The organism is Streptococcus suis (assembly GCF_002960625.1).
Taxonomy (GTDB): domain Bacteria; phylum Bacillota; class Bacilli; order Lactobacillales; family Streptococcaceae; genus Streptococcus; species Streptococcus suis_T.
The window spans coordinates 1-25241 of record NZ_POJH01000013.1; the positions used below are offsets into that span (position 1 = coordinate 1).

A 25241-nucleotide genomic window follows, 5' to 3' on the forward strand; every position below is an offset into this window, starting at 1 on the left:
CATTTTAGGCAAAAACAGAACTTAGTCTGAGACTAAATTCTGTTGGTTTTATGCAGTTTTCTCAGAGTAACTTCTAGATGGACGGGAACTAGAACTTACTTTGAGAATTTACCCAAAAATCGGCACTTTTTCTATTCAAAGTATGTTTCTGCAACAACAGAATAAGACCCTGCCACAACATCCATTCTTTCTAACTGTCCACTGGCATTTATTCTATAAAAACCAGCTGATGGAGCAACATTGGGATCTGTCCCTTTCATATTTGGACTGCTGTGGTCTTCTCTAACCTCAATGTAAACCAATCCATCGGATGACTGAACATTTGTAACCACCTGTGCTAGAAAATCATCTTTAGTAAATGGTGTGCCATATCTTGTCGCAGCATGTGCCTTGGCCCAATTAGCTGCCTGCTCGACGGTCAAATTCTTGGTATCTACAGACGTATTAGGAACAGTTGCCGAGCTAGTTTCAGTTGCCACTGCTGAACTTTCACCGAGAACCAAGTTTTCAAAGAAGGCTTGTAATTCCTGGTTTTTAGTCGGTCGGAAATACAAACGCTTCTCTGGATTACCCTGATTTTGCTCGGTAATCCAAGCAATCACCTGACCATCTTTAATGGTAAAGAGATAGAGGTGGGCACTTGGGAATTTTGTATTTTCAATATCCGAATAGATCCCAACTACTGCTGTTTTTCCTGCTGCCACTTGTCCAGTTTCACTCCAAACTAAATCAGGAGTCTCTCCTAGAAAATCTGGCGTCATTTGTTGCTCCGGGCCACTGAGAATACCTGAGGGCAAGGTCACACCAAAAAAGTTACCTTGACGACTTGGCCCATAAGATACATAGTATTGGGGAGGCGAGAATGATGGCCCCCATTGGTCAATCACAAACGTCCTCAATGCCTCTGCCTTGCTAGCATCCCAAGGACCGACCTGACTACTTGAACTACTTGATGTAGAAGTAGAGGTAGAGGTAGTTGTGGTTGATGTAGTGGAACTGGTGCTTGACGAGCTAGAGGATGACGTCGATACAGAAGTCGAGGTTGTTACTTGTTTCTGCCCACCACAGGCAGCTAGTAAGCAGACACTGGCTCCCAAAAGTAAGCATGAAATAAATCTTTTCTTTTTCATTTTATCTCTCCCATTTTAACTAATCATCTACTCGATAAAAGACACCTTGGCTAAAGCTTTCTGTCGTTGCAACACTCTGGGTAGTAAAAATCCTATCCTTGCTAGTGTCCGTCTGATCGCTATGCCCTTCTAAAAATCCATAAGTATTCTGTACCCCTTTTGGAATCAGCAAAGTTGGTATGGTAGGTGAAGACATAGCATTTGGATTGGTAATTCCTGCTAAAAGAACTTCACCTTCAAACTTGGCATTTTGTACATCAACAAAGACGGTATTGCCCTCGCCATTTACAGCCACATTTCCTTGACTATCAATCTCAATCCGATTACCACGCGCATTGACCCATTCTCCTTCTAGACTAGCAAAATTTCCAGCTTGGATTTGTTCCAAATTCATGGACTGGACACTATCTGTTTGATCTGAACTGCTGGTTTCCGTTTCCGCTCTATCAAACTCAAAATCTTCCCAGTCAAATTGATTAGGATCTAGAATTTCTGACTCTGTCTTTCCAAAAACAGAAACAAGTTCATCTCTCATATGAAAATCTTGCTCGACTCCCTCAATCAATTGACCATTTGCATCTAACTTATTAAGCGTACCTACGGCATCTCCTGTCCCTGAACTCCATCCATAACTAACATATTCTCCACTCTGGAACAAGACAAGGGCGCTTCTCGCACCACCAACTCCAGCTACAAAATTTTCTGCTAACAAAGAAATTTGACTATCAATAATCGCGTAGAATCCCGTTACAAATACTGACCCATCTGTATTTTCAGATCCGATAAACAGTTCATTCTGACCATCCTGATTAAGATCATAAAAGGCATATCTTAAATGGGGAACAGTTTTTACCGCACTTTCCATAACCCAAGAATTCATCGGAAGCTGTAAACCTTGTAGGACAGCCATCATTTTTTCTACATTTTCTTTGTCTGCACTATTCGCAAAGTCAATGATTGTCTGGTAATCCGAAAAGACGGACTGATACAGTTCCTTATCATCCTTCTTGACTTGGCTCGAACTAGTTGAACTTTGTTGTTTCGTTGATGAACTAGTCGAACTTTGCTGAGTGGATGACGAGCTAGATGATTGTTTCGTCTGGACATTTGACTTGCTACAAGCTGATAAGGTCGCTGCACAAACCAGTGCTAGAGCTAGATATTTTTTCATAATAACCTCCAAATGAAAAATAGATTGGGAACGAAAGGTATGGCTATTCTTGACCATACCGATAGTTGCTCCGACTAGCATTTCCAATTTTCACTGCCCTTTACCGGACACATTATCTGTAAATGTTTATTTTTCCACTTGACCAATTTCACTATTTAAGGTACAATATTCTTTGTTATGGCGGTATAGCCAAGTGGTAAGGCACGGCTCTGCAAAAGCTTGATCGTCGGTTCAAATCCGTCTACCGCCTTTATTATAGGATTTTATCCGAATTTATACAAGTCAAAAGCCCGATTTTTCGGGCTTTTTTTGATTTTTCATTCGGTTAAATTCGGTTAAGTTTGAAAATAATTTCGGACGAATATCTTTTTGAACAAGAGAAAAACTCTCTGCTATCACAGAGAGCCTTACTATACCTGCAATTCCTCACGGATTGCTTTTTGCAACAATTGACTAAAGTTGACTTTGTTTTCTTTGCCAACTTCCACAAGCCAGCTTGGTAGTGTGACGGTCTTATTGACGATTTTAGAGCGTTCACGCTCACGGACAAGTTCGGTATCAACAGAGATAGCCTGAATCACATCATCATCGCTTGCTAGGTTGCTTGCAAGTGCTTTGAATGATGATGGTTTAGGAAATTCTTTACCCTCATCTTCAAACATGACGGTATAGATTTCAAGAACTTCACGAGCGTTGAAAATAGCTTCGCTTAGATTGTCAGCTTCGCTAAATGCTCCAGGGAAATCAGGGAAAGAAATGCTGTAGCCACCATTTTCCTTATCTGCTTCAAACAATGCTAAATAATTATATTTCATAGTGATAGATTAAGCCAATGATCAGAGCAACCCCTTTAGGGGTACAGGGAGGAGTGCCCTCACTCCCCATGCAAGACTTTGAGAATATTGTTCAGTGTACCAGGTCTGTAATCCTTCTCTTTGGGTTTAGGTATCGTCACTGTCCGTCCGTCTGGATGTTTCCAAACCTCGTGAGACCCTTTGCCAAAGTCAGTTTTACTAACACCTTGCTTCTTAGCAATCTTCTTAAGCTCTCGCTCTGTCATTGGCTTATCTCCTTTCCTTATCTTTAATTATATTATACACTTGTTTTTAACAAATATTTTTCAAACTAGCAAAAAACTCCCCCAGGCTAGCACCTAGAGGGAGCATGAATGAATTACAACTCAGCAATCTGGCTCAAGTTAACTTCAGCAATGGTATCATTACCAAACATAGAGATAACCATTTTGACCTTGTTGTTGTCGATTTCTGTGATTTTACCTGTGTAGTCTGTGAAGGCCCCGTCAATGATACGAACTGTATCGCCAACTTTGACATCAATATCAAATTCTTGCACAGTTTGACCCATAGATACCAAGATTTGACGGATTTCTTCTTCCAAGAGCGGTGTTGGTTTTGAGCGGTTACCGTGTGAACCCACGAAACCTGTAACGTTTGGCGTGTTACGCACTACAAACCAAGCTTCATCGGTCATAACCATTTCCACCAATACATAACCAGGGAAACGGTTTTCTTCTACTTCCTTAACCTCACCATTTTTCTCAACTTGAACGGTCTGAGTAGGAATTTCTACACGAAGGATATTTTCTAACATATTGTAAGTGTGGGCGCGTTGGAGCAAGTTCTCCTTGACCTTGTTCTCATATCCTGAATAAGTTTGCAAAACAAACCAGCCCTTATCAAAACTATCGTACATTTTAACTTCCTTTCTATGGAACCACTGCATTTTTAGACGCTAAAAAAAGCCCGAAGGCTTTCGCTTTTCTTTATTATATCACTTCCATTTTACAAATGGCAAGTGTTTTCTAGAAAAGATTGATTAAACTCATGATACCACGTGACAAAATCAAGTCAAAGAGATAAACAATTGCCACGAAAAATGCTGTGTATTGTACAACAGAGGCAAAGTCCTTCCAGCTCTGCTTACGAGTTGGCCAGGCGGTCTTTTTTAAAATCTGGAAAATATCTTTCAAAAATTTCACGCGCTACTCCTATCTGGTTTCCTTGTGAACGGTGTATTGTCCACAATGTTTACAAAATTTATTTACTTCTAACCGTGTTGGCTTGGGATTACTCGACAGACTAATCGAATAGTTGCGAGAACCACAAACAGTACAGGCTAGGCTTGCTTTTTTTAGTGCCATAAAGCCCTCCATCTCTCTCATTTTATCATGTTTCTAAGGATTTGACAACTCCTCAAACCAAGTTGTAACCGTATCCCAAAGAGATTTAGCCCTCTCTGGCAACTGGGCATCAATCAGATTTTGCTTGGTTTGCTCAATCAGATTACGAGCTTGATCGGAAATCTCCTGTACCTGCTCCTGGCTAATGCCAACCTCAGGCTGTGCTGCTGGTTCCTCTGCTACTTCCACAATTCCATTTTGAACATAGGCATTCTCCACATCGAAGGAAGTCCCTGCTGTATTTGGCAAAATCGCATCAGCTACTGTGCGGAAGACTGTTGGAGCCATCCAGTAGCCACTGCTATCAATGTAATGATTCTCATCCGTCTGTTCAAAACCAACCCATTGACTGATAACCAAATCAGGTGTATAAGCAATATACCACTGGTCATTAACAAGATTTACATCAAAACTTGTTTCGGTTGTTCCCGTTTTTCCTGCAAGATAGTAATTCGTCGCATCTGCAGATACACCTAAACCATTCGTATAGGTCCCAAGCATCATAGAGGTCATTTTATCTGCAACCGAGCGGTCAATTACTTTTGTACTTGTCTCGCGATGCTGAGCCAATACCTTTCCACTCGCTGTTTCAATACGTGTAATTAGATGAGCATCCTTCATTACACCATCATTCGCAAAAGCACTATAGGCCTGAGCCATTTGCAAGGGGTTCGTTTCCACACCTGATCCGATTGACGCACCAAGTACCTTTTCAACATTTTCCATATCAAGACCAAACTTTTGACCAAATTCAAAAGCTTTGTCAATCCCAAAGGTATTTACAATATATGCAACTGGCAGATTGTAAGATAAAGCTAAAGCTTGGTACATTGGAATGGTATCCGAAGTTGAATAGTCATAGTTGTGTAAGGTATAATCCCCATAGGTTTCTGTATGGTTATCCAATGGTGTATCAATTGCCCAACCCGCTGCTACCGCTGGCGCATAGGCAACAAGGGGCTTAATAGTTGAACCGGGACTACGCTTAGCTTGGGTCGCAAAGTTGAATGTTCGAAACACAGCATCTTCCGAACTATTCACGCGCCCAACCAAGGCTCGAACCCCGCCAGTTGCAGGATCCAAAGCTACACTTGCAGCTTGAGCCGAGGTTCCATCATAACTTGAAGTCGGGAACATAGTTTCATCATTGAAGATAACCTGCATACTCGCTTGAGAATTTTGGTCCATTTCGGTATATATTCGATAGCCGTTATTGATGATATCTGATTCTTTAAGGCCATAGCGATCAATCGCTTCAGCAATAACCGCATCAAAGTAAGATGGATAAGAATAGTTATCTTGTTTACCAGTAAAGGTATCTGCTAACTGGCTCGCTAAATCGACTTGAAAACCTGCATCGGCAGTTGCCTGATCAATATAGCCAGCGTTGACCATATTTTGCAAGACGGTATCTCGGCGATTGATTGCATTTTCTAAGGAATAATAGGGATTATAAATTTCTGGACCCTTAAGCATCCCTGCTAAAACAGCAGATTGCTCGATCGTCAAGTCACTAGCAGAAATACCAAAATACTTTTGACTAGCATCTTCAACTCCCCAAACCCCATTGCCAAAGTAAGCATTGTTGAGGTACATGGTCAGAATTTCCTGTTTGCTGTATTTTTTATTGATTTCAAGGGCAAGGAAATATTCTCTAGCCTTACGGCTGATAGTTTGGTCCTGGGTCAAAAAGGCATTCTTGGCTAACTGCTGCGTAATGGTTGAACCACCACCTGAACGCCCCAAGGTCAAGACTGCTAGAATAGTTCGCTGATAGTTAATTCCTGAGTTTTTATAAAAACTCCTATCTTCCGTCGCGATGACGGCATTTTCCATATGATCCGAAATCGCATCCAGCTCCACATAGGTACCTTTTTGACCAGATAGGGTGCCGACCTCTGCTCCGTCCTTATCGTAGATAATGGTGGTAGCCTTAAGTGCTTCCTGTAAATCCCCAACATTAGCTGTCTTGGCTAGGAAGAAGAGATAGCCACCAACGGTCAACACCATGACCCCAATCACAATCATCAAAATCTTGGTTAGCTGGTAGCGACGCCAGAACTTGCGGATAGGCTCTGGTATGCGGGATTTCTTCTTATTTTTTTCTAAAGACTTGCCACTTCCCCGACGGCTACGACGGGAAAATCCCTCTTGTCCTAGACTGTCTTGTCCAGACTGGTCTGGTTTATCCATTTTTTCTTTTTCATCTAATCCCTTTAACTGGATGGTTTCTTGTAAATCCTGGTCCATCGTCTCTTCCTTTCTATGTGAATTTTTTCCATTATACTACATTTTACACATTTCCCTAAGAAAAAGCCCCCCTTGCCCCTTGTGACAGCAGAGAGTGAGGGGGAATTTTTTCCAAAAATATGATAAAATAGGGTCATTCTGAACAAAGAAGAGGATTCCCATGACACAAGTATATGACATTACCATCATCGGTGGCGGACCAGTCGGTCTCTTTGCCGCCTTCTACGCCCACCTCCGTCAAGCCAAGGTCAAAATCATTGACTCCCTTCCCCAACTGGGTGGCCAACCTGCCATTCTCTATCCTGAGAAGGCTATTCTGGACATTCCAGCCTTTCCCAGCCTGACAGGACAAGAGTTGACCGACAACCTTCTTGCCCAGCTGGCACCATTTGACACCACCATCTGCCTCAATGAGACCCTGACTGCTATCGAACCTGGGGAAACCATTACCCTAACAACCACCAAAGGTAGCCACCAGACCAAGACCCTAATTATCGCTATGGGTGGCGGGGCCTTCAAGCCACGTCCGCTGGAGATTGACGGTGCCGACAGCTTTGACAACGTCCACTACCATGTGTCCAACATCCAGCAGTATGCCGGCAAGGACATCGTCGTCTTGGGTGGCGGTGATTCTGCGGTCGACTGGTCCCTGGCCTTTGAAAAAATCGCCAAGACCACTCACATCGTCCACCGTCGCGACAACTTCCGAGCCCTCGAGCACAGCGTGGAGGAGCTCAAGCAGTCCAGCGTCAACATCCACACACCTTTTGTCCCTAAAGGGCTCTCTGGGGAAAATGGCAGAGCTTCTAGCATTCATTTTGACAAGGTGAAGAGCGAGGACAAGCTCAGCCTGTCTTTCGACCACCTCTTTGTCAACTACGGCTTCAAATCATCTGTCGGCACGCTGAAAGAATGGGGACTGGAACTCAATCGCCACCGCATCGTTGTCAACAGCAAGCAAGAAACCTCTGTCCCTGGTATCTATGCTATCGGAGACTGTTGCTTCTACGAGGGCAAGGTTGACCTGATTGCAACTGGACTGGGCGAAGCCCCAACCGCCGTCAACAATGCTATGAACTACCTCAATCCAAATGAAAAAGTGCAACCCAAGCACTCGACCAGCCTATAAGATGAAAGTTGATATTCGCATTCCCCAAGCCTTTCCGCAGCTGACTGTCAAGGAAGTCTTGGAAGATTATTTTCTCATTCCCAGAAAAATCCGCCACTTCCTCCGCACCAAGAAACACGTCCGTGTCAACGGTGAGCTGATTAACTGGCAGAGCACCATTGCAGCAGGCGACCTGCTCGAATTGACCTTTGACCAGGAAGATTATCCAGAAAAAAGCATCCCTCTGGGGCTGGCAGACTTGGTTGAGGAACTCTATCAAGATGAGCATTTGATTATCGTCAACAAGCCCGAAGGTATGAAAACCCACGGCAATGAGCCCAATGAAATCGCCCTGCTCAACCATGTATCTGCCTATGTCGGTCAGACCTGCTATGTGGTCCACAGGCTCGATATGGAAACCAGTGGAGCCATTCTCTTTGCCAAAAATCCCTTTATCCTGCCCATTCTCAATCGGCTTTTGGAGGACAAGGTCATCTACCGTGACTACCTCGCCCTCTGCCAAGGGCAGCTAAGAAAGACAGACTGGACTATCACTGATAAAATCGGACGGGACCGACACGACCGCAGAAAGCGGGTGGTCGACAACCGCAAGGGACAGACTGCTTTGACCCAGGTCCGCCTCTTGAAGACCCTTGGCAAAAATAGTTTGGTTACCTGTCGCCTCCAGACAGGGCGGACACATCAGATTCGGGTCCACCTAGCCCACCACGGCCATGCCCTAATCGGTGACCCTCTTTACAGTCGAGTAGCTGCCCCCCGCCTCATGCTCCACGCCCAAAAACTCAGCTTAACGCATCCGCTGACACTCGAAGAAATCAGTGTAGAAGCAAGGTCGGAGAGTTTTGAGAAAGTAGTGAGAAGTATGAAATAAATAGCTGCACCCTTAGAGTTCTATATCCCTATTTCACTGGACTAAGCCAGTGAATTTTTTTATGCTTCCACTAACCAAAAAATCCAGACAAGGTAATCCTGTCTGGAATTAAAACTCTACTCTGGCACAACAACCTTCAAACGAATATCTGTCGGCTGTAGAACTTTTTGAACCTGTACTAGGAAAGCCAGACCGTTATCCGATGGGGCATACTGAAAAGTCAGATTGATAACTTTTTCTGTAAAGTCATCCCCATAGCTGTCCACATACTGCTTACTTTCGATAAAGTGAATGTAGTTGTTCAACTTTTCTTGGAGTTTGAGCAAGTGGTCTTGTTCAGTGTCAGGAAGCCATTCGTTCCCATCTGCTAGTAATAGTTCAAGATGACCGTCTACAACGCCGAGAGAGTCGATAGATTCCGTATTAATTATAAATAGATGGAGCAGTTAAATTAAAACGAAAAACTATTTTTCGATATAGTCTATCTATTGCTTCAGATTCCGTATTAAATTCAGCCCTTATTTTAAAATCTTGACGCTCACTTACTTCATAAAATTTATACTTTTGTGACTCCTCATCAAAATAATAGCCGAGAGTAAATTGCCCTCCAAATTTTCTTCCTGGCATAATAGTAAATGCCCCTATTTCAGATTGGTGAGCTTCCACAAAATTCAGTAATTCTTGCTTTGTCATTGATCTTCCTCAAGCTCTAATTCAATAATAGACTTCTGTTCCAGACTTGGTAAGGTATCATCGGGAAGGATGGTCTCAACCCGAGTTGCGTAGGCAGAGGCAAAACCGAAAACAACCACAATAATCGCAACCGAATAAACTAGAAAAACCCTTTTTAGAAAGGCACTAGAAGCTGAGTAACCCTCTGTCGAATACTGCTTCAGCTCAGGTTGTTTTTGCTCTAAGATATTTTTGGGTAAAAAATAGGGTCTAAAAGCTGTCATGCCCACAGATAAAAATACTGTAATCCCTATAGAACTGTACATTTCTGTACTCGCACCAATCGCTGTTATGTAAAACATACTGGAAAACAAGACAAGTCCAAAAACAATATATAGAATCAAGGATACCTGAGCATCCTTCTTCAGTTGTAAAAACTCTTCTACTGTCATTTTTTCTTTTTGCACCCTACTCTCCTATTCTATTTCTTTGGGAATTTTCAACTTGATTTGTTAGTCTTGATAATGGAGGTAACTCATCAAGAATCTCATATTGACCGATGTCATTGATGGCATAGATGGTATGGTCCTCAATCCCCTGCTCATCCTTATCTGGCTGGTAATCAGCCCCAGACCAGGCAGACTGGAAGAGTTCATACACTTCATTGTTTCCAACTTGGAGGTAGCCACGACCCACCTGGGTAATCTCTGCCGCATCTGGCGTCTTAAGCATCTCCATGGAGTCGCTCCGATCTGCCACCTTGAGCGCCAGCTTGAAGCGGGAGTTGGACCAGATCTGGTCATCCACCACACCAGATGGCTTCTGAGTGGCTAAGATCAGGTGAATACCCAAACTCCGACCGATACGAGCGGTTGAGACCAGCTCCTTCATGAAGTCAGGTTGGTTGGTCTTGAGCTCCGCAAACTCGTCGGAGATCAAGAAGAGATGGGGCATAGGCTCACTCACCTCACCCAGCTTGTACTTCTTCTGGTATTGATTGATATGATTGACATCGTGGGTCGCAAAGAGACGTTGACGACGCTTCAGCTCCGCATTGATGGACACTAGGGCCCGCATGGACTGGGCGCCATCCAAGTTGGTAATAGTCCCAAGCAAGTGAGGCAGGTCCTTGAAGAGGTTGGCCATGACCCCACCCTTATAGTCGATGAGGAGAAAGGCAACATCATGCGGATGGAAATTAACCGCAAGGCTTAAGATATAAGACTGGATGACCTCTGACTTACCAGAACCCGTGGCACCCTTTCGACTACGATATTTTTGGAAAATAGCAGAGCAGATAACCACACCTCCTTAAACAGCCTATAAATCCAGCTAATCGCAAAAACAACCCAAAGCAGAGCTTTACAGCTAGAATAGACAGGCAGAAGAACCTTCCATGAAGAATCATTTCTACCACTCCATTATACCAAAAAGACCCAGCTAAAACTAGCTGGGCAATTCAATCATCTACAACCTATTAAACATTTTCTTTCAAGGATTCCTTATACTTCTTTGACTTCTTGCCATACCAAGCTTCGATGGAGTAGTCAAACTCTTGACGATAGTATTCTTGGTTTTTCTGGATTTCAGTAACAATTCTATACTGATGTAATGTCGTTCGAAACCAGTTCGTAAAAAATATAATAATGAAAATTGGAGCCAACATAATGGCTGACATGAAAAATTTGGCAACTAATCCATCGATATCTGCTCCAATAAATGTTAACCCCAAATTCACTAGATATACAAAAGGTATATACTTAATCAATTTATTAACTTGGATTGCATTTATAAAGTTGTTTTCGTCGTTTTTGCTTGAAACTATTAAAAATAATATATAAACCAAAGAGCCAACAAATATTCCCCAATATACTATCCTTAGAAAAACTATTGTTACAAAATACTGCAATCCGAATATGAATGAATAATAAACGATACCGGACAAAATAGACAATACAAGCAAATTTTCCAAGTAAGCTTTTGGTCTATCATTTCTTGAAATAAAATAGATTCTAAAATAATTAATCCAACCCACCAGAAAAATCAAAACTAACACCTGAGTAGGAATTTGCAATAAAGTTTCAAACTTGCTAAGTGGAGCAGCAAAGGATGTGTTCGAATAAGCAAACATTTTACCAAATGTCGGCAAATAATACGAAGCAAAAATAAACATTGCTATCATAATTGGAAATAGGAAAATAATTGTGAAAATGTTCCACTTTTTTGTAGTATCTATTATATCTGATACTATTTGCTTTTTTTGCTCCATGCTTACCCTCCAAACCAGGACGCAAGCATTTTCGAATTTGAGTTGAAATAATAAGATACATTCTGACCAACCGATTTCAGATCATTCCAAGCCGACTCTATTGCTTTTCCTGTATTTTCTACTAATTGCTCACCTAGATCGACTAATTTATAAGCTTCATCCTTAATAGTATCATAGCCAACTTCATTCTCTCTTCTAAAAAGTGGGAACCGATTAATAATCATAATTTTCCTATTCCCATTCTTGAGCTGAACCACTGAGCCAATTGGTAAATATTTCTTCATCAATAATTTCTCCATTTCTAATACCATTCTTCCTTTGTTTTCCCTTCCCACTCACGATATTCTTCAGGATATTTCCATTTATAATAGCCCTGAAGAAAGAACGGAAGAAAAAGATAGATTTGCAAGGTCAAAATTCCTATATTGGTAATAAACCATATAGACAGGGTTCCTAAAACACCTAATCCATCCATGCCCTTCCAACCTTCTAGTATCCATTTTAAAACGGTTAAAATAATCACTACAATCCAAAAATACCGTGCCAGAAAACTGAAAGCTCTGTCTAATCGTGATGGCAAAAATTGACCATACAGCAACTGACTAAGACTTTTAATTTTATGATTGAACAGATTGCCAATAATAACAGCTTGAGAAAAATAAATCACGCCAACCCCTAATATACCGAGGGTTCCATAAAATACATTCAATAAAAGTAAATTAAATTCAATCAATAACCAAATAAAATAGGTTACAAAAATATGAAACTGAGTACGATAAGTTAGAATAAACTTGAATTTGAATCTTTTTCCCAAAATAACGATCAGTAACCATAGAAATGCCAAGAGATAAAAGATCCAATACGGAAAAAAATTGATTGGAGAACCGGTAATGGATGTTTTTTCACTTGGGAGATGATAGATCATATTAGATATGACAGCAAATAAATAATTGACACCAAAAATAAGAAGAAGACTCCACCAGAAAGTATTCCAATTTCCTTTAAAGGTTCCTCTATATTTCTCAGTCTCTTGCGCTGATTCAAAATTTGGTTTCCCAAATTTTTTATAAGATGGATCATCATATAGATTTAAGCTCTCTTCAAAGCTTGCATCTAAAAGTGTTTTTTTCATGTTTTCTCCTCAACCAATAGCAAATAGTCTTAGCTCTTAGTTCAATACACTTTTTGCTACTAATTTTAATATTTCCTGCTTATATTTATCACTTCCCCAAACTTTCCTTATATCGCTTGGACTTTTTACCATACCAGTCTTCTACAGAATAACCAGATAGTTGACGGTAATCTTCGGAATATTTCTCCAAGTAATATCCCTCTATACAACTAGTAGCAATAGCTACAGAGAAATAAAACGGGAGGATAGGAAAAAAAACACTAAATGTCATCGCCAGGGAGCGTAAAAAATCATTATGGTAAATGTCTTCTCCACTTGCACTTTGAAAGCTATTTTTAAATACAAAACGACTAACAAGGAGAAGAACAACTAAACCACCACCATATCTTTTTGAAAAAGCAACAAATTTTTCCAGGAATTTGTACAAGATGTTGTTTGATGGTTGTCCTTGATACAATACTCCTTCTGTTTTCTTTACAAACGAAATAAGACGTTCTGATACCACTATACTAAAAATACCGACATTGTACTGACCCCAAAAAGTTGGACAAATAATTATTGAAAGGATTTAGTTCTGTATTGGACAGGACTAAGTCCTTTTAATTTTGCTTTGATTCGTTTGTTGTTGTAGTAAAAAATATAATCAGTGATAGCTTTCTCCAGTTGATCCAGAGACTTGAAACTCTTTTCAAATCCGTAAAACATTTCTGTTTTCAAAACGCCAAAGAAAGACTCCATCATCCCATTATCTGGGCTATTCCCTTTGCGGGACATGGATGGTCGAATGCCTTTTGTTTCCAAAAAGTAATGGTAAGACTGGTGCTGGTATTGCCAACCTTGATCGCTGTGGAGAATAGTCCCACTGTATAAATCTGCTGAAAAAGCCTTCGCAAGCATGGTTTGAACCTGTTTCAAGTCAGGTGACCGAGACAGGGTAAAATCAATAATCTCACTATTATAGCCGTCAAGAACAGGCGATAAGTAGAGTTTCCCTTCAGGCAAAGCAAACTCCGTCACATCGGTATAACATTTTTCATAAGGCTTAGATCCCTCAAACTGGCGTTTAATCAGATTATCAGCCTTCTTACCCACCTCACCTTTGTAAGAAGCATACTTGCGCTTACGACGAATACGAGCCGCTAAGCCCATTACTGTCATCAAACGCTGCACCTTTTTGTGGTTGATGAAGAAACCTCGATTTCTGAGTTCTAAATAAATCCGACGATAGCCGTAATTACCTTTATGGTCATCATAAATGGCTTGAATTTCAGCCTTAATTGCTTTGTTCTTGTCGGGTTTATCCAGTTGCTTGACTTGATAATAATAAGTTGAGCGAGGCATTTTAGCTGTCGCAAGTAGGAGGTCTAGTCGGAATCCTCCTTGGACCATATCTCTAATTGTTTCTGCTGTTCGCGCACTAGTATTTCGTCCCTCAAGCGAAGTTCTCTCAACTTTTTTAGGAAGGCCACCTCAGTTCGAAGACGTTCATTTTCCTCTTGAAGGCGCTCTAATTCCGTCATCTCTTCCCAGGTTTTCTTGCGTTTACGTCCCATCTTACTCGGTCTCCCTCTTGTTTTTTCAAGAATAGTATACCCGTTTTTCTTGTATTGTGCTATCCAATTGGGAAGCATTCCTCGATTTGGCAAGGCATAATCAAGGGAAACTGAGAGTTGAGAACACCCATGAATCAAGACCTTATCCATTATTTCTTGCTTTAATTCAGGTGAATAGTACCTATTTTTACCTTTTTCAACGATTTCCACGCCATATCGATCCATGAGTTTTATCATGTAGGTGAGATTGGCAATAGTGACCTTGTATATCTGGCTAAGGTTGACCCACGACACGCCACTCTTTCTCAGCTCATATATTTCTAGTTTATCTTCATAACTTAATTTCATAAGAAAAACACCCCAATCGTTAGATTTTGTGTCTAACTTTTGGGGTGCAGTTCACATTGACGATAATTGACAGAACTGAACCCCATAGAATCGCAAATCCTACAGCACATATCAGCCAAAATTGTAAAATAAAACAACTCATCACCAAAAACATATACCTATTAAAAATATAGTAGGATAGAACTCTATACTCCTTGACTTTTCTCAATTCCATCAGATAACAGAATAAAAACAACAAACTTAGTACTAATGGGATTCGAAATAATAGTTCAGCTTTTAAAAACAACAATACTCCAGATTCCTTATCAATATAGCTTCCAATTAAACTGAGTAGCCCGATGAAAAGAACCATCGTAAAAAAACCTAAAATTTTCTTCTTATGTCCATGTTGATTCACATCATCCATAGAAGTTTTGATGTATTTATCTGTTACAAGATTCATACTCTCTTCTAAAGAGGCATTCCATACTGTTTTTTTCATGTTTTCTCCTTAACCAATAGCAAATAGTCTTAGCTCTTAGTTAAATACACTTTTTGCTACTAATTTTAATGTTTCCTGCTTATATTTATCACTTCCCCAAACTTTCCTTATATCGCTTAGACTTTTTACCATACCAGTCTTCAATGCTATATCCTGAGAGAATACGATAGTCTTCCATATATTTACTGATATAATAGCCTTTTATCTGACTTGCACCAAGTGCGATAACAAAATATAAACCCACCAATCCAATAATAGGAAACGAAAGGATGCTAACCGTTCTTATTAAATCATTTCTATACAAATTTTCTCCGCCGGAAAAAATATCCTATACAGAAAAACTGGAGTAAGAACGAGCCAACCAAATTTTCTAGAATGAGCAACAAAAAGCTCCACATATCTTTCTAGTGGGTTACTGAAATCTACATTACCATACAAACTATTGTACGAAGTCTTACTAAACCATTGATATCTTTCAAGAAGGGCAATCATGAAATCCACCGAATAGATGAATATTGACAAGAACTCACCAAGTATCATTGTAGAAAAAATAACTAGTAATATTTCTATTTGGCAATAGAATAGAAATGTAAACAAAAACATATACTTATTAAAATAATAGTAAGACAAGACTCGTTTTTGATGGATTTTTTTCAAGGAAATGAAATACAAAAATGTAACAAGTAGCCCTAGAAAGAAGGGAATACTTACTAATACCTCCGTACTTTTAAATAGAGTTAATATGATTTGTGAATTAATATATCTACCTATAAATGTTGTTAAATACATGAAGAGATTAACAGTCAAAAAACCTATTATTTTCTTTCCATAACCATTTTTCTCTATGTCCTCCATTGAAGTCTGAATGTACCGATCCGTTACCAACCCCATACTCTCTTCTAAAGAGGCATTCCATACTGTTTTTTTCATCTTTTCTCATCCTTATCAAATCATCCTGCTCTACTATTATACCAAAATTCTAGATAAGATGGCATATTTAAAAAATGTTACCCAGATATGAGTTTGAAGCCACCAAAAAAAGCTGAATACTCAGCTTTTTTTATGCACGTATAATCTAAATAGGGGAGCAGCATACATCTCTTGAAGTGCTGACCAGTAAAAGTTACTCAAAAATATTACCCAACTCAACGTCCACGCGATTTTCTTTGACATTGATGTCGGTCACGGCTAGAAGCGATTTGTAGTTGGCTACGTTGCGGTCGCCTTTTTGGTTTTCCGCAAAGACGGCTACACCTACTAAAGTTGAATCAAACTCAGAGAGTAGGCTGATCATACCATTGATGGTACCACCGTTTTTCAAGAAATCATCGACAATCAAGACACGACTTCCTGCCTTCAAGCTACGCTTGGATAGGAACATTTTCTCAATGCGGTCGCTAGATCCTGACACATAGTTAACAGAAACGGTTGAACCCTCTGTAATCTTAAGGTCACGACGAACAATAACAAATGGAACATTGAGTACATTGGCAACGGCATTGGCCAAGGGAACACCCTTTGTTGCAACTGTCATGACAGCATCAATTTTTTCTTCCTTGAAAGCATTGGCAATAATACGACCAACGTTTTTCAAGACATGAGGTGTTGAAAGAAGGTCAGATGAGTAAATATAACCACCTGGCAAAATTCGGTTACTTTCAGCCATCTGGTCACGAAGAGCCTGGGCAATCTCGATGGACTCTTCCTTAGAAATGGAAGGTGTGAACACAACACCTCCACTGGCACCAGTAATGGTTTCAATCTGACCAATCGAACTTTCTTCAAAGGCTTTTTTAATAATTGCAATATCTTCTGAAATCGAAGACTTAGCAGACTCATACTTTTCCGCAAAGGTATTCAAGCTTGTTAATTCGTAAGGGTGATTGATGAGGTAGTTAGAGATAACAACCATTCGTTCACTTCTTCTTAATTTCATATCGTTCTCCTTTTTGGCTTTTTCCTATTATAGCACAATCTATGCAAAAAGCGAACTTTTTTATTTTAAAAAGTCCGTCTTTTTCGTATTTTGTTCATTTTTCACAAATACCATGATGGTTGAAGCCTGCTATAGCCTTGATACCAAGTCCAAACAGCATCAGCCTGTTCTTTCATCAAGGTGATTTGGAGGGGATCCACGCGCTCCGCCTATTGCTTACTTCCCTTCAGGGTACATGGAATCATAGATATCTTTTAACATGGCTTTGAGTTCATTCTCAGCGACTTCCCTTAGTTGCTCTTGCTCATCCTCACTCAATTGAATTCTTTCCTTATCCTGTCCAGATTCATCAAGGAGATAGTATATTCCATCTCTATCCAACTCCATTTTTTCATTAAGTATTTGACTGACACCTAATGGTTGTTCATTCAAAATGTAGCTATAATGAAGGTCAACTCTATTGTTTAACGGAATAACTTTTATTTCTATTTTTTTGGTAGTTAAACTGGTGATGTTATCGTTCATCCTCAAATTATACTCATCAATCTCGTAACCCGCATTTCGCACTGCATCGACATAGCGTTTTCCACCAATTATTCTGCCATAACCCGTTATGACCTCCAACTGCTCGTAGACCGTACCATTCTCATAAGCTCTCTTGAAAGCTCCATAATCATACTCTCTGTAGCCAAAAAAGGAAATGACTACGGTGAACATTACAAGAATAGGGAACATGATTTTTTTATGTTTTCGTAGCTTATTCAACATTGCTTACTTCTCCTCAGGGTACATGGAGTGGTAGACATCTGCCAGTAGTTCTTCTAGCTCCGCTATAGCAACTTCTGTCAACTCTTGCTCCTCAGCTTCTGTCAGCTCTATTCTCTCTATATCATTTCCATTTTCATCTATCAGATCATAACCACCAGCTCCATTTCGTCTCATATTTTTATCAAGTTGTTGGAAGACACTAATCCGTCTGCCATTCAATTCATAGTTAAAGCTGACAGTAATATGTATCTCTTCTGGAATAAATTTTATCCCTAACTTTTTAGATATTAATGCAGGAATTCGGTCCATCATCTTCAAATTGTAATCATCTAGGTCGTAGCCCGCTTTCTTTACATCGTCCACATATTGTTTCCCAAAAAATCTGTCATATCTTGTCAGAGAATAAAATTGTTCATAGGTAGAAGCTCCGCTCTCATAGGTTCGCTTAAAATCACCGTAACAATACTGACGGTAACCGAAAAACGATAGCACCAAAGTCAATACTATGAGGACAGTCACTCGGCTTTTCTTACTCAACATTACTTACTTCTCCTCAGGATACATGGAGTGGTAGACATCTGCCAGTAGATCTTCCAGCTCCGCAATAGCGATTTCTGTCAACTCTTGCTCCTCAGCTTCTGTCAACTCTACACTCTCAATCAGATTACCGTTTTCATCCTGTAAATAGTAGCTGCCTTTACCATCCCGATTCATATCCTTGTTAAGTTGCTGGAATACATTAATCTGTCTGCCATTCAATTCATAGTTAAAACTGACAGTGATATGTATCTCTTCTGGAATAAATTTTATCCCTAACTTTTTAGAAGTTATTGCAGGAATTCGATCCATCATCTTCAAATTGTAATCATCTAGGTCGTAGCCCGCTTTCTTTACATCGTCCACATATTGTTTCCCAAAAAATCTGTCATATCTTGTCAGAGAATAAAATTGTTCATAGGTAGAAGCTCCGCTCTCATAGGTTCGCTTAAAATCACCGTAACAATACAGTCGGTAACCAAAAAAGGAAATGACTACGGTGAACATTACAAGAATAGGGACCATGATTTTTTTATGTTTTCGCAGATTATTTAACATTGATTTCTTCTCCTCATAAGATTACCATTTATTCGGAAATATCACACAGTATATCTTTATGGACATCTCAACAAGCATAACTCACTGATTATACAAAGTCTCCTCCATCGTGTCCAAAAAACCATTGATTTCTTTTTGGACAATACTCAAAAGACGCTTTTCTTCTGATTCGTGAAGTGTTAAGTTTTTCCTCTCATTTTGTTCCATTATCTGATAATAGCTACGGAGCAAATTCAGTTGCCTATCCATGACAAAAAACGCTTCAATAGTAGCATCGTTCTTTTCCACTGAAAATGAAATACTAAGTTCCTCATCGGCTTCACCTGGTGGATGAATTTTTAACTGCAAATCCCCCTCGATTTCCAAGGGGTCAATAGCTCCATCAAATCGAATAGCGCTATCCGGTGGAATCGTAAAACCAGCTTGGCGGATAACTTTCGCATATCTCTCCGAAACCATTAGGTGATAGAAAACTTGAATCTTATCGTCATTTTTAAATGCCGTTTTTAGCTCTTGTGCACTTTGATAGCGACTATAGCTGATAAACCCCATCACTATGAGTATGATTGTAAAAAGACCAATCATTATTTTTTTAAGTACCGACATTTTGCTTCTCTCCTCTATTTAGGTAATCATAAAAATCTTTTAAAGCTTTATCATCAGCATCACTTTCTTTTCCGAAAATAATATCTAGACTAACCCCATATTTGATAAAATTACCTCCGATTGTAGGGTTCTCCATGAGATATTTTACGTTCTCTTTTCCATTTTCTCTATTTCCATTTCCCATCACTGTATAAAACTCTTCAACACGATTGATTTGATTGTCCCACTCATAGAGAATCTTCTTCCAAAACGTCATGCTCTCTAATTATACCACAATATATGACGACTCCCTTGTTCAGTATACATTCCATCTATAAACTATAAAAAGCGAACTTTTTTATTTTAAAAAGTCCGCTTTTTTCGTATTTTGTTCATTTTTCACAAATACCATGATGGTTGAAGCCTGCTATAGCCTTGATACCAAGTCCAAACAGCATCAGCCTGTTCTTTCATCAAAGGGATTTGGAGGGGATCCACCTGCTCCGCCCAAGAAAGAGCACCCAGACTATTCACGGTCAGATAAAGGGCTAAAAGCCTCCAAAATTCCTCTGGAATAGCGCCGTCAAAATAGGCATCTACCTGACCACGCGCAAAGGCTGGAGACAAATCTGCCGTGAAAATCAACCGATTGAATTCTTCCCAGGGATCTCCTATATCATAGCGATCAAAGTCTAAAATTTTTAGCTTTCCACCTCTTCCCAGTAGAAAATTCCCTGTATGAAAATCTCCATGATGGTAGGCAATCGGTCGCCCTTCAAGCAAGTGACGGTTGGCCTGGACAAAGTCTATCATGGCTTGACCATTTGGATAGGAATGACTACATGTACGATAGGCTTCTAACTTACTGTCAATCTTGGACTGATAGTAGTTGTTCCAGTCCCGTTGGTTTTGGTCAATAGGCAGGGCATGTAAGGTTCGCAAGAACTGACCTGACTGACAGCCCAGTTCATATAAGACAGAATCAGACAGGCTAGAAGCCACTTCATTCATCTCCTGACCTTCCACCCATTCATAAAGGGTATAGACTGACAAGTCATCCGCCCAAAAACTTAGTGGCTCTGCCACAGGCAAACCTAGACCAAACAGGTTTTCAACTAATTGAAATTCTAATCGCTTAGCCTCATAGGCTGGCCGCTCTGCTATTCTCAAAAGACCAAAGCGGCCATCTTCTAGTTGGACCTTGTACTTTTGGTCCGTGGACCAGCCTTTGGTGAGGGGCTGTCGAGACACTATCCTAACTACCATTAGTCGATATTAGGCTTATAGAAGGCGCGGTTGTCCATGGCAAAGATACGGTTGGTCATCTCGCCTGGGCCGACCTTGTCCAAGGCCGATAGCATCATCATCATTTCCGCATCGATGTTGTCAATCATGTGGAGGATCTCCGCCTCCATAATCTGCGGACGGACAGGGCTTCCATACTCCAGTAAGCCATGGTGGCTGAGGATGACATGGCGCAGAACAGTCACTTCCTCCAGACTGTCATCGATGCCCAATTCCATCAAGACCTTAGTAATCTCTTCATCAATCAAGGAAATGTGCCCAATCAGATTGCCACGGACAGTGTAGCCTGTGTTATCAGGACCTGTCAGTTCAATCACCTTGGCTAGGTCATGCAGCATAATCCCTGCGAAAAGCAGGCTCTTGTTGAGCTGAGGATAAATGTCACCAATTTTATCAGCCAAACGGACCATGGTCGCTGTATGGAAGGACAAACCTGAATAGAAGGCGTGGTGATTGGTCTTGGCTGCTGGATAGGAATAGAATTCCTTGTCGTACTTGCTGTAAAGGGCACGGACAATCCGCTGCCAAGTGGCATTTTCGATGCGGAAAATCATCTGGCTCAAGTATTCCTTGGTGTCCTTGACATCAACAGGTGGTTTTTCCTTGAAATCAGCAGGATCATTTGGCTCGCCTGCCTTTGGCAAACGAAGAACCAGTTGATTGACCTGGGGGGTGTTGTTGTAAACCTCACGGCGTCCCTGCATGTGAACAACAGTTCCAGCAGTAAAGTCTTTGATTTTCCCTGGTTGGGCATCCCAGACCTTGCCTTCAATCTCGCCCGTATCGTCTTGGAAGGTCAGAGCTAGGTAGTCTTTGCCAGCTCGTGTTTGACGAACTTCAGCAGTCTTGATCAGATAGAATCCTTCGAAGAATTCATCTTTTTTCATTTGGTTAATTTTCATTATCTTCCTCATCTAATGGGGACAGGCCAAGCAGTCCCTTGGTTTGGTCATCTTCGTACAGGTCAATGGTACGAAGACTACGCTCGATGGCGTTGGTGCGAGTGGTTAAGAGTTTGTCAATATTGCTGCTGGCTTGATTGAGCTGTTTCTGGGCCTTAAGCAAGAGGTCAGAAAACTTGCCAAATTCCAGCTTGACATTGCCCAAGACCTTGGAAATATCATCGGCCGACCGTTGAATGTTGAGGGTCTTAAAGCCGACGGAGAGGGAATTGAGCAAGGCAGAAAGGGTGGTCGGTCCTGCTACCACGATATTTTCCTGACGGCGTAGGTCATCAAAGAAAATGGGATTGCGAACCACTTCTGAATAAAGTCCTTCGGTTGGCAGAAAGAGCACACCAAAGTTAGTCGTTTCAGGCGGATTGAGGTACTTGCTCTGAATGTCCTTGGCAAAGCGTTTAATAGCAGCCAAGAGATTTTTCCGATGGAGGTCAATCTGGTCCTTGTCCCCACTTTCATAAGCATCCTCCAAGCGGTAGTAATCCGCCAGCGGAAACTTGGAATCGATTGGCAAGTAGATATAGTCGCCTTCAGTCCGTCCTGGTAGCTTGACCGCATACTCCACGCGCTCACTAGAGCCTGAAACCGTGGCAAACTCTCGCTCATATTGGCTAGGTGTCAAAATATCCTCGATAATCTGTCCCAGCTGCAATTCGCCCATGATGCCACGGGTTTTAGTGCCAGACAGGACCTTGTTAAGACTACCCACATCACGCGCCACCGTCTGCATTTCGCCCAGACCACGATTGACCGATTCCAACTGCTTGGACACCGTTTCAAAGGAGGCTTGTAGGCGGGTTTGCAGGGTTTTCTCCAGCTTTTCCTCAACCGTCTGCCGCATTTCTTCCAGACGTTTTTCATTGGACTCCTGAATAGCTTGCAAACGGCGGTCGGTGGCATCTCGCGTTTCCAAGTGGCTCTTATTCAGCTCTTGACGAATATCGGTTAGCTGTTGGTAAAGCTCCGTGCGGAGTCTTTCTACCTCCTGATGAATGGCTTGCTGCTGTTTGAGAGTTGCGTTTTCTAGTTGATAGCTGAGCTGGTCAGACAAGTTGTCTGCTGTATCTTCGGCCTGATCTTGCAAAAGCAGGGCCAAGCTCTGCCATTTTCCATAAAGAAAAACCAAGGCAAGCAAGACCAGTATCAGCAAAATAAGTACTACAATATCCATCTAATCCCTGTCCTTACTGTAGATCAGGACCACGTAGCCCTGATCCAGTTGAATGTCTATGTCCCTATCTATAAATTCGTTAGAAGCATAGCATTTTTTGAAAAAATAATTGCTGGCATCCAGCGGGTACTTGGCATGACGAATGGTCAGGCGGCTCTGGTCCGACGGCATAAAGGAAATGTACTTCATACCAGCAATCGGTGACAAACGGTGCCGACCTGCTGGTCGAAAACGGATGATGTTTTGCCTATCCACCAATTCAATCTGCTCCATAAAGGCAGCCAAGTCCGGCTCTGCAGCCAGAAAGAGATTGCTCATCATGTGGTCCATACGACCACCCAAGGCTCCGTAGATACGGACCTGGGCCTGCGGATAGGCCTTGAAGATTTCCTTTAAAGCCAGCTCCAAGTCTGTGTCATCTTTTTCAGCAGGAGCTTGCAAAAAACGCTCTGCTAGAGCCTTTATCCGCCCTAATTCTTCAGGCGTGACCGAGTCAAAATCACCAATAGCCCAGTCAAGAGGCAGGGAATGGTCCAGAAGACGAACAGAGCCTGCATCTACCCCCACATAGAGGTCGGCAGGCTCAGGAAGGCAGTCAAAGGAACCGCCTGCAATGACAGCAATCTTAATCATGAAGGGCTGCTCTCAATTTGGCAACGTTGGCATCCAAGTCTCCTTTGAAGAGATAGGAACCAGCCACAAAGACATTGGCACCCGCATTTTTAGCTGAATGAATGGTCTTATCGTCAATTCCGCCGTCCACTTCGATGTCAAAGTTCAAGCCTTTAGCTTCACGGAGTTTAACCAAATCTGCAATCTTCTCAGCCACTTCTGGAATGTAGGCCTGACCACCAAAACCTGGGTTGACCGTCATGAGCAGAACCTGATCCACCAAGTTGAGCACAGGCTCAATGGTTACAAGCGGCGTACCTGGATTGATGACCACGCCCACCTTCATACCGGCAGCACGGATTTTCTGCAAGGTTCCATGCAGGTGAACCGTTGCTTCTGCGTGAATGGTTAAAATATCTGCACCTGCTCGAGCAAAGGTCTCAATATGATTTTCAGGATTGGACACCATGAGATGGCAATCGAAAACTAGCTTGCTATGAGGACGCATAGCCGCAACCACATCCGCCCCAAAGCTAATATTTGGCACGAAATGACCGTCCATGACATCAATGTGCACATACTCCACACCTGTCTTTTCTAGACGTTTGAGCTCTTTTTCAAAATTTGCATAATCTGCCGCCAAAATAGACGGTGCAATCTTAAAATGTGACATAGAGTACCAACTTTCTATTTGAATTTCTTACTTACCTTGGTATAGGTTTCACGCTGATTTTGGATTTCGCTGAGGAATTGGAGATAATTGTCAAAGCGACTTTGGGAAATAGCAGAGCTGACAACAGCTCCCTTGACTGCACAATCCGGCTCGTGTGTGTGGGTACAGGTCCTAAATTTGCAGTCCTGGCTGACTTCCGCAATTTCTGGGAAACAATCTGTCAGAGCCTCAGCCTCCTTGACTTCATAGTCTAGGGATGAAAAACCTGGCGTATCCGCAATTTTCCCACCGAAGACATTGTAGAAGCTGACCGCACGAGTGGTATGGCGACCACGCCCCAAACTATCTGAAATCGCCCCTGTTTCCAAGGCTAATTCTGGTGCAATGCGATTGAGAAGAGTTGATTTCCCAACCCCTGTCTGCCCCATAAAGACCGTCACCTTATCCAGCAATAATGGCGTCAATTCCTCCAAACTATAGACAAATGGATAGCCAATTTTCTCATAGATAGCCTTGAAGGCATCCATCTCCGCCCAATCTTCCACCAAGTCCATCTTAGAGATATAAATAATGGGATCCATGTCCTTCTGTTCAAGGAGAACTAGGAAACGATCCAAGAGATTGGCATTAAAATCAGGTTCCTTGGCCGACATGATAACCACCGCCTGATCGATATTGACAATTGGAGGTCGAACCAAACTATTCTTCCGCTCATGGATTTTTAAAATATAGCCTTCTGAGTTTTCCTCCGCAGAAAAGTCCACAAAATCACCTACATAGGGCGTTTGGCCTTTCTTACGAAAATTTCCTCTGGCTCTGGTTTGATAAATCTGTCCATCCGCCTCAACATAGTAAAAACCTGCCAAGGCCTTGATAATTCTTCCTTGCAATGAAGACTCCTTTGTGTGTACTTGTTCCTATTATACCAAAT

At 41.4% G+C, this 25241-nt stretch carries 30 protein-coding genes, 1 tRNA gene and 2 pseudogenes; 3 read left to right on the forward strand and 30 right to left on the reverse strand.

Annotation, left to right across the window (positions count from 1 at the left end):
* Nucleotides 1-131 precede the first annotated feature (131 nt).
* Nucleotides 132-1130 (reverse strand): DUF4767 domain-containing protein, encoded by a 999-nt coding sequence (locus C1G49_RS01235; protein ID WP_105124305.1) that lies wholly within the window; start codon nucleotides 1128-1130, stop codon nucleotides 132-134.
* Between the two features lie 19 nt (nucleotides 1131-1149).
* Nucleotides 1150-2301: a DUF6287 domain-containing protein gene (locus C1G49_RS01240; RefSeq protein ID WP_153048212.1), complete on the reverse strand. Its 1152-nt coding sequence runs from the start codon at nucleotides 2299-2301 to the stop codon at nucleotides 1150-1152.
* A gap of 179 nt (nucleotides 2302-2480) precedes the next feature.
* Between C1G49_RS01240 and C1G49_RS01245 the strand changes: the two genes are divergently transcribed.
* A tRNA-Cys gene (locus C1G49_RS01245) sits at nucleotides 2481-2551 on the forward strand.
* A gap of 160 nt (nucleotides 2552-2711) precedes the next feature.
* On the opposite strand, the gene C1G49_RS01250 is transcribed toward C1G49_RS01245, so the two are convergent.
* The 6 genes from C1G49_RS01250 to pbp2a form a co-directional block, all read right to left on the reverse strand.
* Entirely contained in the window at nucleotides 2712-3116 is a 405-nt protein-coding gene (locus tag C1G49_RS01250; protein ID WP_044673951.1) for a type II toxin-antitoxin system HicB family antitoxin, read from the reverse strand.
* Nucleotides 3117-3175: 59 nt separating this feature from the next.
* On the reverse strand, nucleotides 3176-3361 hold the full coding sequence (locus tag C1G49_RS01255) for a type II toxin-antitoxin system HicA family toxin (protein ID WP_105124307.1): 186 nt from the start codon (nucleotides 3359-3361) through the stop codon (nucleotides 3176-3178).
* A gap of 113 nt (nucleotides 3362-3474) precedes the next feature.
* Entirely contained in the window at nucleotides 3475-4014 is a 540-nt protein-coding gene (gene nusG, locus C1G49_RS01260) for a transcription termination/antitermination protein NusG (RefSeq protein WP_002940254.1), read from the reverse strand.
* 109 nt (nucleotides 4015-4123) lie between these two features.
* The gene (gene secE / locus C1G49_RS01265; protein WP_105124308.1) at nucleotides 4124-4300 is read right to left on the reverse strand and encodes a preprotein translocase subunit SecE; all 177 of its coding nucleotides are present in this window, start codon (nucleotides 4298-4300) and stop codon (nucleotides 4124-4126) included.
* A gap of 9 nt (nucleotides 4301-4309) precedes the next feature.
* Entirely contained in the window at nucleotides 4310-4462 is a 153-nt protein-coding gene (gene rpmG, locus C1G49_RS01270) for a 50S ribosomal protein L33 (RefSeq protein ID WP_002940258.1), read from the reverse strand.
* A gap of 33 nt (nucleotides 4463-4495) precedes the next feature.
* Nucleotides 4496-6694 carry a penicillin-binding protein PBP2A gene (gene pbp2a, locus C1G49_RS01275; protein ID WP_105124346.1) on the reverse strand — a complete coding sequence of 733 codons (2199 nt, stop codon included), beginning with the start codon at nucleotides 6692-6694 and terminating at the stop codon, nucleotides 4496-4498.
* Nucleotides 6695-6911: 217 nt separating this feature from the next.
* On the opposite strand from pbp2a, the gene C1G49_RS01280 reads away from it, so the two are divergent.
* Nucleotides 6912-7880, forward strand: coding sequence for an NAD(P)/FAD-dependent oxidoreductase (locus tag C1G49_RS01280; protein ID WP_105124309.1), 969 nt, complete (start codon nucleotides 6912-6914; stop codon nucleotides 7878-7880).
* Nucleotide 7881: 1 nt separating this feature from the next.
* Nucleotides 7882-8751, forward strand: a complete 870-nt coding sequence (locus tag C1G49_RS01285) for an RluA family pseudouridine synthase (protein ID WP_105124310.1) — start codon at nucleotides 7882-7884, stop codon at nucleotides 8749-8751.
* A gap of 116 nt (nucleotides 8752-8867) precedes the next feature.
* On the opposite strand, the pseudogene C1G49_RS11480 reads toward C1G49_RS01285, so the two are convergent.
* From C1G49_RS11480 to rsgA, 22 genes and pseudogenes are all read right to left on the reverse strand, one after another.
* Nucleotides 8868-9444 (reverse strand): annotated as a pseudogene (locus C1G49_RS11480) (DUF6572 domain-containing protein).
* The gene (locus C1G49_RS01300; RefSeq protein ID WP_105124312.1) at nucleotides 9441-9890 is read right to left on the reverse strand and encodes a hypothetical protein; all 450 of its coding nucleotides are present in this window, start codon (nucleotides 9888-9890) and stop codon (nucleotides 9441-9443) included. The pseudogene C1G49_RS11480 and the gene C1G49_RS01300 overlap by 4 nt, the downstream one beginning before the upstream one ends.
* Nucleotides 9891-9930: 40 nt before the next feature.
* A pseudogene (locus tag C1G49_RS01305) lies at nucleotides 9931-10683 on the reverse strand (FtsK/SpoIIIE domain-containing protein); the annotation flags it as partial.
* 217 nt (nucleotides 10684-10900) lie between these two features.
* Nucleotides 10901-11692, reverse strand: coding sequence for a hypothetical protein (locus C1G49_RS01310; protein ID WP_105124313.1), 792 nt, complete (start codon nucleotides 11690-11692; stop codon nucleotides 10901-10903).
* A gap of 2 nt (nucleotides 11693-11694) precedes the next feature.
* Nucleotides 11695-12003 carry a DUF4176 domain-containing protein gene (locus C1G49_RS01315; protein WP_238595822.1) on the reverse strand — a complete coding sequence of 103 codons (309 nt, stop codon included), beginning with the start codon at nucleotides 12001-12003 and terminating at the stop codon, nucleotides 11695-11697.
* Nucleotides 11994-12824, reverse strand: a complete 831-nt coding sequence (locus tag C1G49_RS01320; RefSeq protein WP_105114327.1) for a hypothetical protein — start codon at nucleotides 12822-12824, stop codon at nucleotides 11994-11996. The genes C1G49_RS01315 and C1G49_RS01320 overlap by 10 nt, the downstream gene beginning before the upstream one ends.
* An 88-nt stretch (nucleotides 12825-12912) precedes the next feature.
* Nucleotides 12913-13281: a hypothetical protein gene (locus C1G49_RS01325; RefSeq protein WP_105124314.1), complete on the reverse strand. Its 369-nt coding sequence runs from the start codon at nucleotides 13279-13281 to the stop codon at nucleotides 12913-12915.
* Nucleotides 13282-13379: 98 nt separating this feature from the next.
* Nucleotides 13380-14725 (reverse strand): IS3 family transposase gene (locus tag C1G49_RS01330; protein ID WP_193433990.1). Its coding sequence is split into 2 segments (ribosomal slippage): nucleotides 13380-14284 and nucleotides 14284-14725, totalling 1347 coding nucleotides; the frame shifts between segments, so codons are not numbered across the junction.
* 19 nt (nucleotides 14726-14744) lie between these two features.
* On the reverse strand, nucleotides 14745-15206 hold the full coding sequence (locus tag C1G49_RS01335; protein ID WP_105124315.1) for a hypothetical protein: 462 nt from the start codon (nucleotides 15204-15206) through the stop codon (nucleotides 14745-14747).
* A gap of 285 nt (nucleotides 15207-15491) precedes the next feature.
* The gene (locus tag C1G49_RS01340) at nucleotides 15492-16136 is read right to left on the reverse strand and encodes a hypothetical protein (RefSeq protein ID WP_238595823.1); all 645 of its coding nucleotides are present in this window, start codon (nucleotides 16134-16136) and stop codon (nucleotides 15492-15494) included.
* Nucleotides 16137-16329: 193 nt separating this feature from the next.
* Nucleotides 16330-17142 (reverse strand): pur operon repressor, encoded by an 813-nt coding sequence (gene purR, locus C1G49_RS01345; protein ID WP_105124316.1) that lies wholly within the window; start codon nucleotides 17140-17142, stop codon nucleotides 16330-16332.
* Between the two features lie 216 nt (nucleotides 17143-17358).
* Nucleotides 17359-17910, reverse strand: a complete 552-nt coding sequence (locus C1G49_RS01350; RefSeq protein WP_238595824.1) for a hypothetical protein — start codon at nucleotides 17908-17910, stop codon at nucleotides 17359-17361.
* A 3-nt stretch (nucleotides 17911-17913) separates the two neighbouring features.
* Nucleotides 17914-18450: a hypothetical protein gene (locus tag C1G49_RS01355; protein ID WP_105124317.1), complete on the reverse strand. Its 537-nt coding sequence runs from the start codon at nucleotides 18448-18450 to the stop codon at nucleotides 17914-17916.
* 3 nt (nucleotides 18451-18453) lie between these two features.
* Complete coding sequence (locus tag C1G49_RS01360; protein ID WP_105114324.1) at nucleotides 18454-19005, reverse strand: hypothetical protein; 552 nt, start codon at nucleotides 19003-19005, stop codon at nucleotides 18454-18456.
* Nucleotides 19006-19086: 81 nt separating this feature from the next.
* A complete protein-coding gene (locus C1G49_RS01365) occupies nucleotides 19087-19611 on the reverse strand; it encodes a thiol-disulfide isomerase (protein WP_105124318.1) in 525 nt (174 codons plus the stop codon).
* Nucleotides 19598-19867 (reverse strand): hypothetical protein, encoded by a 270-nt coding sequence (locus C1G49_RS01370; protein ID WP_105116957.1) that lies wholly within the window; start codon nucleotides 19865-19867, stop codon nucleotides 19598-19600. The genes C1G49_RS01365 and C1G49_RS01370 overlap by 14 nt, the downstream gene beginning before the upstream one ends.
* Before the next feature lie 122 nt (nucleotides 19868-19989).
* Nucleotides 19990-20841 (reverse strand): aminoglycoside phosphotransferase family protein, encoded by an 852-nt coding sequence (locus C1G49_RS01375; RefSeq protein ID WP_238595825.1) that lies wholly within the window; start codon nucleotides 20839-20841, stop codon nucleotides 19990-19992.
* A gap of 14 nt (nucleotides 20842-20855) precedes the next feature.
* Nucleotides 20856-21797 (reverse strand): 3'-5' exoribonuclease YhaM family protein, encoded by a 942-nt coding sequence (locus C1G49_RS01380; protein WP_044669574.1) that lies wholly within the window; start codon nucleotides 21795-21797, stop codon nucleotides 20856-20858.
* Entirely contained in the window at nucleotides 21787-23025 is a 1239-nt protein-coding gene (locus C1G49_RS01385; protein WP_105124320.1) for a DNA recombination protein RmuC, read from the reverse strand. Before C1G49_RS01385 ends, C1G49_RS01380 begins: the two co-directional genes overlap by 11 nt.
* Nucleotides 23026-23658 (reverse strand): thiamine diphosphokinase, encoded by a 633-nt coding sequence (locus C1G49_RS01390; RefSeq protein ID WP_105124321.1) that lies wholly within the window; start codon nucleotides 23656-23658, stop codon nucleotides 23026-23028.
* On the reverse strand, nucleotides 23651-24310 hold the full coding sequence (gene rpe, locus C1G49_RS01395) for a ribulose-phosphate 3-epimerase (RefSeq protein WP_105124322.1): 660 nt from the start codon (nucleotides 24308-24310) through the stop codon (nucleotides 23651-23653). Before rpe ends, C1G49_RS01390 begins: the two co-directional genes overlap by 8 nt.
* A 14-nt stretch (nucleotides 24311-24324) precedes the next feature.
* A complete protein-coding gene (rsgA, locus tag C1G49_RS01400) occupies nucleotides 24325-25200 on the reverse strand; it encodes a ribosome small subunit-dependent GTPase A (RefSeq protein ID WP_105124323.1) in 876 nt (291 codons plus the stop codon).
* Nucleotides 25201-25241: the final 41 nt, after the last annotated feature.